17 protein-coding genes and 2 tRNA genes are annotated in these 15444 nt (G+C 51.0%); 11 read left to right on the plus strand and 8 right to left on the minus strand.

The genetic code is table 11. The features are described 5' to 3' along the window. Nucleotides 1–9: 9 nt before the first annotated feature. The gene (locus tag WH277_RS13670; RefSeq protein ID WP_133840996.1) at nt 10–456 is read right to left on the minus strand and encodes a YccF domain-containing protein; all 447 of its coding nucleotides are present in this window, start codon (nt 454–456) and stop codon (nt 10–12) included. Between the two features lie 136 nt (nt 457–592). On the opposite strand from WH277_RS13670, the gene helD reads away from it, so the two are divergent. Next, entirely contained in the window at nt 593–2647 is a 2055-nt protein-coding gene (gene helD / locus WH277_RS13675) for a DNA helicase IV (protein WP_212815958.1), read from the plus strand. A 15-nt stretch (nt 2648–2662) separates the two neighbouring features. Here the strand turns inward: helD and WH277_RS13680 are convergent, their stop codons facing one another. Together WH277_RS13680 and WH277_RS13685 are read right to left on the minus strand one after the other, a co-directional pair. After that, entirely contained in the window at nt 2663–3121 is a 459-nt protein-coding gene (locus WH277_RS13680; RefSeq protein WP_133840994.1) for a methylglyoxal synthase, read from the minus strand. Nucleotides 3122–3196: 75 nt separating this feature from the next. Beyond that, a complete protein-coding gene (locus WH277_RS13685) occupies nt 3197–3838 on the minus strand; it encodes a DUF2057 family protein (RefSeq protein ID WP_133840993.1) in 642 nt (213 codons plus the stop codon). A 189-nt stretch (nt 3839–4027) separates the two neighbouring features. On the opposite strand from WH277_RS13685, the gene WH277_RS13690 reads away from it, so the two are divergent. Then, entirely contained in the window at nt 4028–4441 is a 414-nt protein-coding gene (locus WH277_RS13690; protein WP_133840992.1) for a CoA-binding protein, read from the plus strand. A gap of 29 nt (nt 4442–4470) precedes the next feature. Here WH277_RS13690 and hspQ read toward each other — a convergent pair whose 3' ends face one another. Together hspQ and rlmI are read right to left on the minus strand one after the other, a co-directional pair. Beyond that, nucleotides 4471–4788 carry a heat shock protein HspQ gene (gene hspQ, locus WH277_RS13695; protein ID WP_133840991.1) on the minus strand — a complete coding sequence of 106 codons (318 nt, stop codon included), beginning with the start codon at nt 4786–4788 and terminating at the stop codon, nt 4471–4473. A 65-nt stretch (nt 4789–4853) separates the two neighbouring features. Next, entirely contained in the window at nt 4854–6044 is a 1191-nt protein-coding gene (gene rlmI / locus WH277_RS13700; RefSeq protein ID WP_339505797.1) for a 23S rRNA (cytosine(1962)-C(5))-methyltransferase RlmI, read from the minus strand. Nucleotides 6045–6132: 88 nt separating this feature from the next. Between rlmI and yccX the strand changes: the two genes are divergently transcribed. Further along, nucleotides 6133–6411: an acylphosphatase gene (gene yccX, locus WH277_RS13705; protein WP_133840989.1), complete on the plus strand. Its 279-nt coding sequence runs from the start codon at nt 6133–6135 to the stop codon at nt 6409–6411. Nucleotides 6412–6414: 3 nt separating this feature from the next. Here the strand turns inward: yccX and tusE are convergent, their stop codons facing one another. Both tusE and yccA read right to left on the minus strand, forming a co-directional pair. After that, nucleotides 6415–6741: a sulfurtransferase TusE gene (tusE, locus tag WH277_RS13710; protein ID WP_133842087.1), complete on the minus strand. Its 327-nt coding sequence runs from the start codon at nt 6739–6741 to the stop codon at nt 6415–6417. Nucleotides 6742–6845: 104 nt separating this feature from the next. Next, nucleotides 6846–7502, minus strand: coding sequence for an FtsH protease modulator YccA (gene yccA, locus WH277_RS13715; protein WP_133840988.1), 657 nt, complete (start codon nt 7500–7502; stop codon nt 6846–6848). A 228-nt stretch (nt 7503–7730) separates the two neighbouring features. Between yccA and WH277_RS13720 the strand changes: the two genes are divergently transcribed. Both WH277_RS13720 and WH277_RS13725 read left to right on the plus strand, forming a co-directional pair. After that, nucleotides 7731–7818, plus strand: a tRNA-Ser gene (locus WH277_RS13720). A gap of 245 nt (nt 7819–8063) precedes the next feature. Further along, nucleotides 8064–8151, plus strand: a tRNA-Ser gene (locus WH277_RS13725). Between the two features lie 43 nt (nt 8152–8194). On the opposite strand, the gene WH277_RS13730 is transcribed toward WH277_RS13725, so the two are convergent. Continuing rightward, on the minus strand, nt 8195–9046 hold the full coding sequence (locus WH277_RS13730; protein ID WP_133840987.1) for a hypothetical protein: 852 nt from the start codon (nt 9044–9046) through the stop codon (nt 8195–8197). A gap of 403 nt (nt 9047–9449) precedes the next feature. Between WH277_RS13730 and WH277_RS13735 the strand changes: the two genes are divergently transcribed. From WH277_RS13735 to WH277_RS13760, 6 genes are all read left to right on the plus strand, one after another. After that, nucleotides 9450–9977, plus strand: a complete 528-nt coding sequence (locus WH277_RS13735; protein WP_133840986.1) for a fimbrial protein — start codon at nt 9450–9452, stop codon at nt 9975–9977. 130 nt (nt 9978–10107) lie between these two features. After that, nucleotides 10108–12594 (plus strand): outer membrane usher protein, encoded by a 2487-nt coding sequence (locus tag WH277_RS13740; RefSeq protein WP_244874709.1) that lies wholly within the window; start codon nt 10108–10110, stop codon nt 12592–12594. Nucleotides 12595–12599: 5 nt separating this feature from the next. Next, the gene (locus tag WH277_RS13745) at nt 12600–13349 is read left to right on the plus strand and encodes a fimbria/pilus periplasmic chaperone (RefSeq protein WP_339505798.1); all 750 of its coding nucleotides are present in this window, start codon (nt 12600–12602) and stop codon (nt 13347–13349) included. Next, on the plus strand, nt 13346–14281 hold the full coding sequence (locus WH277_RS13750; RefSeq protein WP_159337116.1) for a fimbrial protein: 936 nt from the start codon (nt 13346–13348) through the stop codon (nt 14279–14281). The genes WH277_RS13745 and WH277_RS13750 overlap by 4 nt, the downstream gene beginning before the upstream one ends. Nucleotides 14282–14444: 163 nt before the next feature. Beyond that, nucleotides 14445–14918: a LuxR C-terminal-related transcriptional regulator gene (locus tag WH277_RS13755; RefSeq protein ID WP_166653670.1), complete on the plus strand. Its 474-nt coding sequence runs from the start codon at nt 14445–14447 to the stop codon at nt 14916–14918. After that, entirely contained in the window at nt 14915–15418 is a 504-nt protein-coding gene (locus tag WH277_RS13760; protein ID WP_133840981.1) for a fimbrial protein, read from the plus strand. The genes WH277_RS13755 and WH277_RS13760 overlap by 4 nt, the downstream gene beginning before the upstream one ends. The last annotated feature ends 26 nt before the right edge of the window (nt 15419–15444 follow it).

A 15444-nucleotide genomic window follows, 5' to 3' on the forward strand; every position in this document is an offset into this window, starting at 1 on the left:
TATCGTAACTTAGCGGAAACGCGCACGTGCGTTGGCTTCACGAGCGGCCTGAGCAACTTCGACGGAAACCACGCGGCGGCCAACCGGCCACAAGGCAATAGCAGCAATTTTAAAATTAGCGATACCAACGGGAATGCCAATAATCGTCACACACTGTGCGATGCCTGCCATGATATGCATCACGCACAGCCACCAGCCAAACAGTACCAGCCAGAAAATGTTCAGCAGAGTGCCGCCAGAATTCAGAAGCGCATTTTTACCTGATGGGTTCAGCTCATCAACATGCACTGCTTCATTACCATAAGGGAGGAGAGACAGTTTGGTTATCTCCCAGCAGGAGCGGGTGAGTGGCAGGGTAAAGATAAAAATAATGCTCACAACCGTGGCCACCAGCCAGGAGAATGTGGTCAGGAATCCACCCAGCACAAAATTCAGAACATTTAATACGGTGCGCATAAAAGAGTTTCCCTTCAGCAGATAACGGTGATTAACCGACAATACCTTGATTGTAACGTGTTTTAGCGCTGGAGAGGTACACGTCAGCCAGTTAAACTGTCTGATGATGAAAATAACCTCAGCCAGGGTCACCGGAATGGAACTGAAAGCAACAGCGTTGGGTAAACATCTGGCACAGCATCCTTATAATCGGGTGCGTCTTCTGACCGCAGGTGTAGAAGTTAGCGGTGAAAAGCATGAGTATTTGATCCCGTTCAATCAGTTACTGGCAATTAAATGTAAGCGTGGGCTGGTATGGGGTGAGCTTGAGTTTACGCTGCCTGACGAAAAGGTCGTGCGCCTTCACGGCACCGAATGGAGTGAAACACAGCGCTTTTTCCACTATCTCAACCAGGAATGGCAGCAGTGGAGTAAGGAAATGAGCGATGTTTCAGCCAGCGTTCTGTTAGCACAGCAGCAGCAAATTTATGAGGCGGAACAACAGGACAAATGGCTGCGTCGTAGTGATATCAGTGCCTGGCAACTGGCGATCCGTAAAGCGTTTGACGCCGTGCCGTTGCCCGCAGAACGATTGGGGGAATTTGATAATTGTCGCGAACCCTACCTTTACTGCCAGCAGTGGCTCCATAACAGCGATGCACGCCGTGTTCAGCGCAACAATGAATGGACCAACCGTATGCTGGAACAGCATGCGGATTTCTTTAATCAGGTGGAAACCTCACCGCTGAATCTTTCCCAGGCACGCTCCGTTGTTAACGGAGAGGATGCCGTGCTGGTTCTGGCGGGGGCAGGCAGTGGTAAAACATCCGTGCTGGTGGCGCGGGCAGGTTGGTTGATGATGCGTCGGCAGGCCAGTGCGGGGCAGATTCTATTGCTGGCGTTTGGTCGCCAGGCGGCCAAAGAAATGAACGAACGTATCCAGGAACGCCTGCATACCGAAGAGATCCAGGCGCGTACTTTCCATTCCCTGGCTTTACACATCATTCAGCAGGGCAGCAATAAAGCCCCCACGATCAGCAAACTGGAAACCGATCATGGTGCGCGTCAGGCGCTACTGATTGAGATCTGGCGACAGCAGTGTAATGAGAAAAAAGCGCATGCGAATGGCTGGCGGCAGTGGCTGACAGAGGAGCTGGAGTGGGAACTGGAGGAAGGCAGTTTCTGGCAGGACGATCGCCTGGCGCGGCGCCTAGCCAGTCGGCTTGAGCGTTGGCTTGGACTGATGCGTATGCACGGCGGAGCACAGGCTGCGATGATCGAGAGTGCACCTGACGAAGTCCGCGATCTTTTCAGCAAACGGGTCAAATTAATGGCACCGATGATGAAAGCGTGGAAGGGTGCGCTGAAAGAAGAGGGAGCGGTTGATTTCGCCGGGCTGATTCATCAGGCGGTAAATATCCTTGATAAAGGGCGCTTTATCAGCCCCTGGAAACATATTCTCGTCGATGAGTTTCAGGATATCTCTCCGCAGCGTGCCGCTTTGCTGGCGGCACTGCGCCGTCAGAATAAACAGACCACACTGTTTGCGGTGGGGGACGACTGGCAGGCTATCTATCGCTTCAGTGGCGCTGAAATGAGCTTAACAACGGCCTTCCATCACCATTTTGGTGAAGGCGACCGTTGTGTGCTGGATACCACCTACCGTTTTAATCAGCGTATTGGCGAAATCGCGAATACCTTTATTCAATGCAACCCTCATCAGTTAAAAAAACCACTTAACAGCCCGATTAAAGGCCATAAAAAAGCCATCTCTTTGTTGCCTGAAGAGCAGTTGGAAGCGCTGATGAACAAGCTGAGTGGCTATGCCGCTGCTGGCGAGAGAATTCTGGTTCTGGCGCGTTATCACCATCTGCGACCGGAAATACTGGATAAAGCCGCAACGCGCTGGCCGAAGCTCAATATTGATTTTATGACTATTCATGCCAGCAAAGGGCAGCAGGCAGATTATGTCATTCTTCTGGGGTTGGCAGAGGGCAAAGAGGGCTTCCCGGCAGCAGCCAGAGAGTCAGTGATGGAAGATGCGCTGTTACCTGCCCCGGAAGACTTTCCGGACGCCGAAGAGCGAAGACTTGCGTATGTTGCAATCACGCGTGCGAAGCAGCAGGTGTGGTTAATGTATGATCGTGATCATCCCTCGGTATTTGTTGCCGAGTTCAGCCGTCAGGGCGTACCGGTATTACGTAAACCCTGACGGCCAGCGCCTGAGTTACTTCAGGCGCTGTTGCAGGTAGCGTTCGTAATCCGGGATCTGGATTTCAACCTGGCGGGCGAACAACGGTGACTGAATAATGAAGTCAGCGGTGGCACGGTTCGTTGCAACAGGAATATTCCACACGGTGGCCAGACGCAGCAGCGCTTTCACATCGGGGTCATGTGGTACCGCATTCAGTGGGTCCCAAAAGAAAATCAGTACATCAATTTTCCCCTCCGAAATCAACGCACCGACCTGCTGATCGCCGCCCATTGGGCCACTCAGCATCGCCGTTACCGGTAATCCGGTGGCGCGTTGTACCAGATTGCCGGTTGTTCCGGTGGCGTAAAGCGTATGATGCTGCAACTGTTCTTTATGAACATCCACCCACTGCATTAAAGCATTCTTACAGTGGTCGTGGGCTACCAGCGCGATATGTTTCTGTGGCTGGAGAGTGCGGGTTGTCTGATCCATTCAGTATCCTGGTTGGGTAGGGCAAGAGGAATAAGCAAACAGAGGATTGAGTGTAGCGCCGGGTATCTGCCGATATCAACTGGTATGCAGGGCCTTCATCAACATCACAAAACGCTGACGGGTGGCTGAATCGACCTGCAAGTACCAAAGACGCAGCATGCGTTCGGCCGGATGCTGGCTGGTTGAGGGATCGGGAAGAACAGAAGCCGATTGAGAGGTACGGCGCATTGGCTGAGCAAAGCGTGGCACCGAGGCGACTTTGTTATCGAGGTTATACTGTATCATTGCCTGTTCGAGATCGTCCTGCGTCTGCAAACGAAGCGCATCCCGTTGGCTCTCAATCTCGACGCCGTGTTCATTCACCAGCGTAAACTGCGGATTTTTGTCGAAGTGCTTTCCGTCATGCAACGTTTGCAACGCGGGTAACTGAATCACGACCGACTGAGTGCTGGCAGTAAATTTGACAATCTGAGGCGCTGAAACCCAGTTGATCGGCGTCTGCGCGTTGCGTGTGACCGTTCTTTCTACACGAAAGAGCAACTGGTGTTCCCCGCGCTCGAGTTCCAGACCTTCTGCGCCTTTGAGCAGCGAACCCGAAATCTTGTGTCCATCCAGTACCAGCAGGTCAATATCGGCTGAAAGCTTCAGCGTTGTCGCCTGCACGGTTGCGGCAACCAGCATCGCTATCAGTCCGGTGATGACCATACGCAGCTTCATTCTTTCTCCAGCAGGGTAAAGGATATAAGGGGGTGTGAATGTATCAAAGTCTTTCAGTATGGCAGCATATTAACATTTAAAAATACTTAATCGTGCTATAAATCGAGAATCGCATGAGTTGCATTTTTTAATGTGGTGAATAAGCCACACTTAGCGGCAATAGAGCCAGTAAGGCAAATGGAGGCAACAATGAGTGATAAAACCATCGCTGATGTTCTGACATCGACAAAAACCATTGCACTGGTCGGCGCCAGTGATAAACCCGGGCGGCCAAGTTACGGTGTGATGGCTTACCTGTTGTCACAAGGTTATCAGGTCATCCCGGTTAGCCCCAAACTGGCAGGCAGTACTTTGCTGGGGCAAACCGTTTACGCTGAACTGAGTGATATTCCCCACAGCATTGATATGGTCGATGTCTTTCGCAATACGGAGGCTGCGTGGGGTGTGGCGCAGGAGGCGATTGCTATTGGCGCAAAATCGCTGTGGTTCCAGATTGGCGTGATCAACGAACAGGCCGCTGTTCTGGCTGGAGAAGCCGGGTTGAAGGTGATCATGGACCGCTGCCCGAAAATTGAAATTCCCCGCCTGGGGCTGGAAAAATAACAAAAAAACCCCGTGTTAACGGGGTTTTTTTAATGCCTGAGGCTGGGGGCCTGGAGCTGCTGGCGGATTGATGCCGCCAGTTCATCTAGAGAGGGCTGTTCAGGATGCTCACCAGGTGATTCCCATGCGATTTGCGCTTCTGCCAGGTAGGTTTGCACCCGCTGACCATCATCATCTTCCATCACCACGTGATACCAGGGTGAGGAGCGAAGCGTTTCGGCGCCGTCAACCTCGTCTATAGCGGGCTCGGTTAATGAGTATTCCGGGTCGACATCAACAATAACCCCGAGAAAACCGAGTAGCTGGTGGCGTACCTGTTGTCCGATACCATATTTGCTGGCAATCATCGTAACCTCCTGAGAAAAGTTGCCCTTATCTCTATATATATGGAGGCAAAGGCAGCGTTTTCAAGTTACAACACGCGGCAGGCAAATCCTTTCAGATACATTCCTTCCGGATAGCTGGCGATAACCGGGTGATCGGCAGCCTGACGGAACTGCTCAATAAATTGAACGTCGCGCTGTGCATCAAGGGCGGCATCGGCAATGATTTTCTGGAACAGGTCAGTCGCCATCAGGCCTGAGCAGGAGAAGGTCATCAGCATCCCGCCAGGATTGAGTAACTGCATCGCCAGCATATTGATGTCTTTATAACCACGGCAGGCACCCATCAACTGGTTTTTGTTCTCAACAAATTTCGGCGGATCCATGATGATCAGATCGAATTTTTCGCCTTCCTCGCGATAACGGCGCAGCAATTTAAAGACATCGTCACGCTGGAACTTCGCTTTGCTCACATCCAGACCGTTCAGCTCCACGTTCTGGCGGGCCACATCCAGCGCAGCCTGTGAGGTATCTACACTGATCACTTCTGAGCAGTTACCCATCAGCGCCGATACCGCAAACCCACCGGTATAAGAGAAGCAGTTGAGCACACGACGGCCTTCCGCGTAGCGGCGGGTTGCCAGGCGGCTGTCACGCTGATCAAGGTAGTAACCGGTTTTATGCCCGGTCTGAATGTCGACCAGCAGTTTCATACCGTGTTCGGTAATCGGCAGCAGCTCAGGCGGAGTATCACCCAGCACTACGCCCTGTGTCAGTTCCAGACCCTCTTTTTTACGCACGCTGACATCAGAGCGGTCATAGATAGCACAATTCGGGTAGCAGGTCTGCAGAGCGGTAATCAGCGGTGCTCGCTGATACTCAGCACCGGCAGAAAGCAGTTGCAGCACCAGGAAGTTGCCGAAGCGGTCGATGGTGATACCCGGTAAGCCATCAGACTCACCGGCAATCAGTCGGTAACTGTCAAGGTTATCGCGCTGCGCAAGCCAGTCACGCAGCTGCTGCGCGGCCTGTAAACGGCGTACGAAGAAATCGATATCAATCGACTCATCCTGCTGCCAGCTCCACACGCGGGCGCGGATCTGCGATTCCGGTGACCAGGCGGCACGTGCCAGCCATTTACCCTGGCTGTCACAGACATCAATAGTTTCACCCGACTGGGCTTTGCCTTCCATACGGGCAACTGCCCCTGAGAAAACCCACGGATGGCGACGAAGTAAGGACTTTTCACGTCCTTTGGCAAGAATCAAACGAACAGTCATATTTTGCTATGCTTACACTCAGAGAATCAGTCGATATTGTCCGGTGCCGACCACGAAAAAGCAATCGGTGTTGGCAAGAGGAGAGAAAATGGCAATCATCTGCATCCGCGTATGGGTCCACGGTAGTGTTCAGGGCGTCGGGTTTCGTTACAGCACTCAGCGGGAAGCAAAAGCGCTGGGCGTGAAGGGGTATGCCAAAAATCTGGATGACGGCAGTGTTGAAGTGCTGGCCTGCGGTGAGGCGCAGCAGGTTGAGGCCCTGCTGGCGTGGCTAAAAGCAGGTGGGCCACGCAGCGCCCGCGTGGAGAAGGTGCTGGCGGAGCCACACCATCCCGCACACCTTCCGCACGGATTTAGCACGATTTAATGTTTACAGGCACTTGGCAGGTTTTGGTAGTCCGGCAATTTTTGTTGCCTGCTTCGCAGGGCCTTTTGGGAACAGTCGGAACAGATAGCGGCTGTTACCTTTCTCTTCGCCGTACTTTTGTGCCATCGCTTTCACCAGCATTCTGACCGCCGGGGAGGTATTGAACTCCAGATAGAAGGCGCGCACAAAGTGCACCACCTCCCAGTGGGCCTCACTTAATTCAATCCCTTCCTCTGCGGCTAACAGCGGGGCCAGCCCTTCGCTCCACGCGGCAGTAGATTTCAAATATCCCTGAGCGTCACGTTCAATCTCTTTCCCGTCAAACTGCACTGTCATTGCCTCACACTAAAAATCGGCGATCAGTTTACCAAACTTTTGGCCCAGCAAAAATAAAGCCCCGCAGTGCGGGGCTTTAATAACGTTGTTTGTATGACTTAGTTACTGCGTGACATACCCAGCAGGCTCAGCAGACTGACAAAGATGTTGTAGATAGAAACATACAGACTGACGGTGGCGCGGATATAGTTGGTTTCGCCACCGTGAATGATGTTGCTGGTTTCCCACAGAATGGCCCCGGTAGAGAACAGCACAAACAGCACGCTGATCGCCATATGCAGGGCAGGGATGTTAAGGAAGATATTGGCCACGACGGCAATCAACAGCACCACAAAGCCCGCCATCAGCATCCCGGAAAGGAAAGACATGTCCTTACGGGTGGTCAGCACATAGGCTGAACAGCAGAAGAAGACTAATGCTGTGCCCCCTAATGCCAGCCCGATCACATCACCCATTCCAGCAGACAGGAAGCTGTTCAGGATTGGGCCCAGGCAATAACCCAGGAAACCGGTAAAGGCAAAGGCCGCCAGAATACCCGCCGGGCTGTTAGCCAGGCGATGGGTCAGGAACATCAGACCATAAAAGCCGACCAGCATCAGTATTAAACCGGGTGCCGGCAGCGCGTACACAGTACTTAGCGTGGCAGTCACCGCTGAGAACGCTAAGGTCAGGCCGAGCAGAAAATAAGTATTACGCAGGACTGTGTGCGTGCTCAGTAACGAGCTGTCGCGCGTGGACGAAACAATGCGATCCATAAATCACCTCTTAGGGTCACGAAAGTAAGACTCAGACTATCATGCAGAATAAGGAGCAGATGGCGGTGGGGAAAGGCGTTTTACCCTTCTTTACGCGCTAATCCGCTGATTCTTTAAACAAGGTGGCGATATTAGCGACAATCAAACCGTTTGAGGCTTTTTTTTTGGCAGTTGATACAAAACTCACTTTACAAGCAGAACAGGGATGTTTATAGTGCGCCCCATTGTGGAAGCGTGGCCGAGTGGCTGAAGGCACCGGTCTTGAAAACCGGCGACGGGAAACCGTTCTAGAGTTCGAATCTCTACGCTTCCACCATCAAATCCAACGGGTCAGCGTAAGCTGGCCCGTTTTGCTATACGCGAAATAAAAAAGCGGGTGATGTGCTGCTGCGGCTTTTTTCTCCTTTTTGATCTCTATTGCTGAAATTTACAGCAAACAATCACAAATGCTCACAAAATCAACAAAGTAGCGAAAAATAGTGTTGGCAAAGTGAAAAACATCTCCTATACTGCGCTCCATCAGTTAGCGAGAGTCTTCTTAAGCAAAGCTGATAACCGTGTGGAAGCGTGGCCGAGTGGCTGAAGGCACCGGTCTTGAAAACCGGCGACGGGAAACCGTTCTAGAGTTCGAATCTCTACGCTTCCACCATCCATTCTGACCCCGTGCTGGCAACAGCGCGGGGTTTTTCGTTTTATCGCATCCCAGATAACCCGTGTTCAACAGTCGCCAGATAAATACAAAAATAATCTTTTACCATATCAATAAATTCCTGAGAAAGTGCGAGTTGCTGTGACTCGTCCTGTATCTTCAGCAGATTGACCTGCTCTGCTGCCTGTAGGCAGCGCCGAATATGTGACCTTGAGACGCCACAGAAAAAAGCGGCTTTGAGAATATTGTAATGAATGATCGGTGATTTCTGTTTGATGCTCTCAAGATAGATATTAAACATAATCATATGACCGCCATCCCGACTCAAAAACTCGCCGCTGCCTGGCACCAAATCATGCAGAAATAACCGATTCAGGGTGATCTCTGAGTAAGTGCGGAAGAATTCCGGCACAAAATTTGGATGTTTTTGATAAAAGTTCAAATCAAAATCATCTATCAACATGGCACAAGGAATCAGCATCGTGTTAATCATGCGCCGGGTTTCTGCCAGCGCTTTCGTTGTCGGTTTATAGTTGAGCTTACGTTTATCTTTTGCATCGCGATAAACCTCCAGTCTTCCCCCCACGCGCAAAAAAAGCAAAAAAGAATCCAGTGAATTACTGCTAAACAGGTCATTTCCAATACAAAATCGTTTAATGTCTTTAAACGTACTACCTGAACGTGTGTAGTAAATACCTAATATGGCTGAGCCGACAATAAATCTGTTTGCCTTGAACAGAGTCTTGAAATAGAGCGGATTAGTTAAGTACTGTTTAAGTAAAAGATCATAGTGGCATTGAATGGCATCATCAATCTTACTCCTCTCCCTGAATTCCCTGGACATACTTTTTAGCTTAACTTCCAGCGCTAACTTCTTCCTACTAACAAAAGGCATACGTAAATATCTTATTTTCTTATTTTAAAATTGGTAAGAATTATCTTATTTGCCACAGGTGATTGTGTCAACCAACTAAGATATTTTGCTTTGCGTTTTTCTCTATGGATTCGATAGCTGGATAATAAACACCTTGTTTTACATGTGTTTAGTTGTTGTTGAATATATCGCTCCACTTAAAAATGCTATCACAATGTTAATAATATATTTAACTTTATGTTTTTTAAGGTTTTTAAATTAACAACAAAAATGGACAGTGACTTGATGAAAGATCGGATTAGTATTGCGGCACTTCACAACGGAATACCCGAGATGAGTCTGGCTGTCATTTAAGTAAACTAAAGCCGGAGCTTTTGTGAGGATGGATCATTCTGCAAGACAGATAAAACTCAAGGATATCTAAATGGAAATTAAAAAAATCGCTGCTATTTCACTTTTCACTATCGCAGCGTCAGGTGCAGTTAATGCCGCCGATGAAGGAAGTGGTAAAATTACTTTTTACGGTTCAATCGTCAATGCACCTTGCTCAATTGCACCCAATGTTGACGACCAGAAAATCCCTCTGGGGCAGGTGTCGAATACATTGCTGGCTAACGGCGGAGAGCAGACTGCGATCCCTTTTACCATTGATTTACAGAACTGCGATAACAGCACGAAAAAAACGGTAACCGCGACCTTTACCGGTAAATCCGGTGTGGATGGCCGACTGGGTATTACCGGAGAAGCAAGCGGTGCCAGTATTCTTTTGCGCGATGGTAGCGGCAAGAAAATCGAGCTGGGTACAGCAACTACAGCACAGAATATTAATGGTGGTGCGAACACTCTGCAATTCACCGCAGCACTGAAAGGTGATGGTACAACCGATGAACCTGTTGCTGTAGGCACGGGTGCATTCACCGCGGTCACAAATTTCACCCTGGCTTATCCCTGATATCCTTTTTGCCGGATGAACATGGCGTCCGGGATCCCGGGCGCTATTTATTTGTTTATCAGACGAAAACGGATCCTCCGCCTGCTTAATTATGGAAAAAGTAACATTAAAAATAAAATTTCCAGGGATATTGGCTATTTCCATTTTTCTGGGGTTGGCGGTATGGGGTGGTCGTGTTCATGCTGATGATATTCAGTTCAATACCGATCTGTTTGATGTGGAAGACCGTCAGAATATTGATGTATCGAATTTTACCCATAAGGGCTACATCATGCCGGGTCGTTACCCCATGAATATCCGTCTGAATAACGATCCGCTGGCAGAACGCGCCATCAATTTTTATTTAGCGGAAGACCATCCTGAGACGAGCCTGCCCTGCCTTGATGCGCAGCTCGTCAGCGAGCTGGGGCTGCGATCCGAATCTGTCAGTGCGTTGAAGTGGTGGCATGAGGGGCAGTGCCTCGATATTCGCAGCCTGAAAGGAATGCAGGCAAGGGGCGATCTTTCCACCACAACGCTGGCGATTAGTGTGCCACAGGCATTCCTCAACTATCAGTCCGCCAACTGGGATCCTCCCTCGCGTTGGGATGAGGGGATCCCAGGCGTGCTGTTTGATTACAACCTGAATAGCCAGGTCCGTTTTACCCCTCATGCCGGTGAGCAACGAACCACCGCCGGAACAGGCGTCGCCGGTGCCAACCTCGGTCCCTGGCGGCTACGTGCAGACTGGCAGGGGCGTCGCGACACACTCAATGGTACTACGCGCAATACCTTCGACTGGACGCGTTACTCTGCCTCACGCGCGCTGCCGGAAAGCGGAGCCAGGCTGGTAGTCGGTGAGGACTATCTGGTCTCTGATATTTTCGACAGCTTCCGCTTTGCTGGTGTCAGCCTGATCACCGATGACAATATGTTACCTCCCAACCTCCGTGGCTACGCACCGGAAATTACCGGTGTGGCGCGTACCCACGCCAGAGTCGTCGTGATGCATCAGGGACGTGTCCTTTATCAGACTCAGGTGGCCGCAGGGCCGTTCCGCATCCAGGATATTGATGATTCAGTGCTGGGGGAATTACAGGTTCGTATCGAAGAAGAGGATGGGTCGGTTCAGACTTTCACCCTTAACACCGCGACGATCCCCTATCTGACGCGTCCCGGACAGTTGCGTTACAAAATGGCGCTGGGGCAGCCGATAAACGGGCAGCACAGTATGAGTGGGCCGCAGTTTGCCAGCGGCGAATTCTCCTGGGGAGTGAATAACGGCTGGTCGCTGTATGGCGGAGCGATCGGCAGTGAGCACTATCAGGCGCTTGCCAGCGGGATTGGTCGCGATCTGCTGGTGTTCGGTGCCATGTCTTTTGACGTGACTCATTCGGTGGCCCGACTTCCGTGGGGAGATACCCGTCAGGGGAATTCATACCGACTGAGCTATTCCAAACGCTTTGACGATTATGGCAGTCAGGTCACCTTTGCCGGCTATCGCTTTTCTGAACGCGAGTTTATGACGATGGATGCATTTCTCGATGCCGAACGTCACGGTAACGGGCAAAGCAACAGCCGTGAAATGTACACCGTCACGCTGGCTCAGGATTTGCGGGCACTGGGAACCAGCGCACAGCTCAGTTACAACCGTCAAACCTATTGGGACAGGCCGGAAAGCGAACGCTATAGCCTGGCATTGTCGCGCTACTTCGACATTCTGCAGTGGAAAAATGCCAGCCTTTCATTCTCTGCCTGGCAGAACCGTTATAACCAACTGAGTGATAAAGGGCTTTATCTCTCTTTATCATTACCAATTGGTCATCAGGGCACTCTCAGCTATAGCGGTTCGAGTGGGCGCAATAATAACAGCCAGCAGGTTAATTATTACAACCAGATAAATAATAACGACAGTTACAGTCTCAGTGCCGGAACCACCAATAGCAGTAATACCCTGTCCGGATATTATCTGCATGATGGCAGTAGTGCACAGCTGACCGGAAGCGTCAATGTGCAGCAAGATAATTATCAGGCCTTTGGCGCCTCGTTGAAAGGTGGAATAACCGCGACAGCAAAAGGGGTAGCGGCGCACCGTCAGAACTCTCCTGGGGGAACGCGTTTATTACTGGATACCGACGGTGTTGCCAATATTCCAGTGCGGGCCAACGGCGGAATTGTTTACAGCAATAGTCGCGGGAAATTAGTGATTTCCGATATCAGCAGCTATTACCGAAATCAGGTGGGCATTGATATTAATAAACTGCCGGAAAACGCCGAAGTTACCTCATCCATTGTGCACGCCACGCTCACCGAAGGGGCGATTGGTTATCGTCATTTTCCGGTACTGGCGGGATTGAAAGCGATGGCCGTTATCCGTCTGGAAGAGGGGACATCCCCGCCGTTCGGAGCACAGGTGATGAATGCACGTCAGCAGGCGGTGGGGTTGGTGGCGGATGGCGGCAGCGTTTATCTCAGTGGCATGCAGTCAGGAGAACATTTGAGCGTCTCCTGGGATGGCAGACAACAGTGCCAGATTACGCTGCCGCTATTGAATAAAGACAGGCTGGATAATCTTCTACTGCCGTGTATCGGCGACCACGCGATGTCGGGTAAGCCCCAGAATCAAATCAAGGAATAAATGTAATGAAACAGTCAACAAGCACGGGGGTGCTGAATACCCTTGCCGCCGGTATAGTCTTTTTTTCATCCTGGTCGCAGGCGGCTCTTTCTCTCGATCGTACCCGTATTATTTTGGATGCAGGAAACCCGTCGGTCAGCCTGACCATTGCCAATGAAAATCCCCGGCTTCCTTATCTTGCTCAGGGCTGGATTGAGAATGAACAAGGTGAAAAAGTGAATTCACCGTTAACGGTACTGCCGCCAGTACAGCGCATAGAGGCCGGTGATAAAAGCCAGATAAAGATACAGTCGCTTTCTTCGGTGAATTTACTTTACCAGGATAAAGAAACGTTATTTTATTTTAACCTGCGCGAAATTCCACCGCGCTCCGATCAGCCAAATACGCTGCAAATCGCGTTGCAGACGAAAATAAAATTATTCTATCGCCCGGAGGCGCTGCAGATTTCGTCCGCGCAATATGCCTCACCGATTCAACAGCAGGTGCAGCTGGTCCGCAAAGGAGGGCGCTACCGTTTGCACAATCCCACGGGTTACTACATCACGATTATTGAAGCCAGCCACGGCAAGGGAGAGGAGCCTCTTAAGGACTTCACCCCGGTGATGGTTGCCCCGCGTGCTGACGTGGAGCTGAATGTCAGCCCCGCTGCGTTGGGGGACGCGCCGGTACTCCAATACGTCAATGATTTTGGTGGCCGATCCAGCCTGATATTCCGCTGCCATGGGATGACCTGTAAGGTCATCACACAAGCATGAAACGTTTGATGCTCTGGCTGATCGTAATGCTGCTGCCGCTAAAGGCGCTGGCCTTCTCCTGCATTGATAAACGCGATGGTAAAGCGTTTGATGCTGTCGGACAGCGCAATATTGATGTCACCGTTAACCTGTCGCCGGAAATTATGATCGGTGACGTAGTGGTGTTCGATCTGTCCCAATACTTTACCTGTCAAAACACCATCCCTGCCCGCTACGTCGACTATATGCGCATCAATGCCGGGACCTATCAAACCTCGCTGGATGCCTCTTTCAACAGCGGTCTGGAGATTAACGGTAAGCGCTATCTCAACCCGATAACCTCAGCGCTGACGATTTATGAGCTGCGCGATGGTAACTGGCATGATCTGCAGGTTAAAGCGTTCTATCAGTTGAAAGATAATCCAGGGCGCGGCGTGTATATCAAAGCCGGTACCGTTGTGGCCAGTATGCAGATGTACAAATGGAGCGCGCCCGCCGGCGGCGTGTTTACCGCTAACTGGCGGGTGATTGCTGCCAATGATGCTTACTACACCTCCGGTACCTGTGCGATCAACAACGGGCAGGATATTGATGTGAGTTTTGGCTATATCGCGCGTAATCAGTTAAGCCAGAGCGCGACCCTGTCGCCGTTCCGCCGTGAAGTGCACATTCCCTATCAGTGTAAAGATACCAGTAGCTGGCCGATAAAAATGACGCTATCAGCGGATGTCAGCAGCTTCTCGGGCAACGCGATTAAAACCACCAATCCTGACCTGGCGGTACAGATTTACCATCAGGGCAAACTGGTCCGTCCGTTCGACAGCATCAGTAGCCGGATTACCAATGGTGTGGGCGGCGATGATTTCAGCTTCGTGCTGCTCAGATCCTCCAATGCGGCGGTGGCTACCGGGCCATTCAACGCCACGGCGGTATTGGTAATGAGTCTGCAATAAAGCCAGTTGCTATTCGGGTCAAGGAGAAAAGATGTCCGATCCACGCTGTTTAACGCTGGTAATGTTCGATCATGACCGTTTCTTTGTCGAGGGGGTTCTGCGCTTTCTACAGTCTCAGTATCCGCATACTGTCAGGAGGCTATCGACCAGGCCGGTCAAAAAAGTGGACCTGTTACTGACGGGACTGGATGCCGTTTCACTCTGTGCCTCGCTGCAGTTCGGGCGGATGATGACAGCAGAAAGCCAGCTAGTCGTGGTTCATCATTCGTTTGAAGAAAGCTGCAGAGGATTACCGCCAGGCCTGCAACGTTACCCCACACGGCATCTTCACCCCAGGCAGTCACTGGAACAACTGGGCAAGGTGTTTAAGCAACTGATACCGGATAAAAATCGGCTGATTACCCTTATCGACCCGCGGGCGGTCAAAGAAGATGTCCTTACGCCACGCGAGAAAATGCTCATTGCACATTTGCGCAGCAGCTTAACACCGCGCCAGATTGCAGCCAGCATGGCTTTACATCCTAAAACCATCAGTACTTACAAACGTTCGGTGATGTTGAAACTGGGGATGCAAAAAAATCTGGAACTTTATCACTGGTTATTTTATTCCTCATTATCAGAAGGGGAACGATCATGACACGATACGGGTCAGCGTGGTTGTGCCTGGCGGTTGCTTTTAGCTGTGAAGGCGCGGATAACGGCTATGGAAAAATTAATATTTCTGGCGTGGTGGTGGATGCCCCATGCTCTATCTCTCCGGGGGCCGATAATATCCAGGTCAACTTTGGTGATGTCAGTGCTTCTGCGCTGCAGAACGGGCATGAGTCCGCAGCGGTGGACTTTTCGCTGGATCTGCTGCGCTGCAGTACCTCGCTGAAAAATCGGGTACGCGTGACTTTCCAGGGTACGGCGTTTCCTGATGGTTTATTTTCGGTCGGGCAGGGTAACACTACCGTGGGTATTGCCGTTCGTGACCGCTTCGGGCAGCAGGTATTCAATAACCAGCCTGTTGCATGGCAGCGCATTAATAATGGCGATAATCAGCTCCGTTTTTCCTCGGTACTGAAAGGACGTGCAGCGGTGGTGAGCAGCGGCAGCTTTCAGACTCAGGTACTGTTTACGGTGGAATACCTCTGAGCCATAAGAAACAGGGCGTAACCGGG

The sequence above is a fragment of the Erwinia sp. MYb416 genome (genome assembly GCF_037479575.1).
Classification (GTDB): Bacteria; Pseudomonadota; Gammaproteobacteria; order Enterobacterales; family Enterobacteriaceae; genus Erwinia; species Erwinia rhapontici.

Excerpts from the sequence above, each read along its gene's own strand:
- WH277_RS13680 (WP_133840994.1), bottom strand. The coding sequence starts at position 3,121 with ATGGATCAGACAACCCGCACTCTCCAGCCACAGAAACATATCGCGCTG.
- helD (WP_212815958.1), top strand. The coding sequence starts at position 593 with ATGGAACTGAAAGCAACAGCGTTGGGTAAACATCTGGCACAGCATCCT.
- rlmI (WP_339505797.1), bottom strand. The coding sequence starts at position 6,044 with ATGACTGTTCGTTTGATTCTTGCCAAAGGACGTGAAAAGTCCTTACTT.
- WH277_RS13670 (WP_133840996.1), bottom strand. The coding sequence starts at position 456 with ATGCGCACCGTATTAAATGTTCTGAATTTTGTGCTGGGTGGATTCCTG.
- WH277_RS13690 (WP_133840992.1), top strand. The coding sequence starts at position 4,028 with ATGAGTGATAAAACCATCGCTGATGTTCTGACATCGACAAAAACCATT.
- WH277_RS13730 (WP_133840987.1), bottom strand. The coding sequence starts at position 9,046 with ATGCCTTTTGTTAGTAGGAAGAAGTTAGCGCTGGAAGTTAAGCTAAAA.
- yccX (WP_133840989.1), top strand. The coding sequence starts at position 6,133 with ATGGCAATCATCTGCATCCGCGTATGGGTCCACGGTAGTGTTCAGGGC.
- WH277_RS13685 (WP_133840993.1), bottom strand. The coding sequence starts at position 3,838 with ATGAAGCTGCGTATGGTCATCACCGGACTGATAGCGATGCTGGTTGCC.
- WH277_RS13760 (WP_133840981.1), top strand. The coding sequence starts at position 14,915 with ATGACACGATACGGGTCAGCGTGGTTGTGCCTGGCGGTTGCTTTTAGC.
- WH277_RS13735 (WP_133840986.1), top strand. The coding sequence starts at position 9,450 with ATGGAAATTAAAAAAATCGCTGCTATTTCACTTTTCACTATCGCAGCG.
- WH277_RS13750 (WP_159337116.1), top strand. The coding sequence starts at position 13,346 with ATGAAACGTTTGATGCTCTGGCTGATCGTAATGCTGCTGCCGCTAAAG.
- yccA (WP_133840988.1), bottom strand. The coding sequence starts at position 7,502 with ATGGATCGCATTGTTTCGTCCACGCGCGACAGCTCGTTACTGAGCACG.
- WH277_RS13745 (WP_339505798.1), top strand. The coding sequence starts at position 12,600 with ATGAAACAGTCAACAAGCACGGGGGTGCTGAATACCCTTGCCGCCGGT.
- hspQ (WP_133840991.1), bottom strand. The coding sequence starts at position 4,788 with ATGATTGCCAGCAAATATGGTATCGGACAACAGGTACGCCACCAGCTA.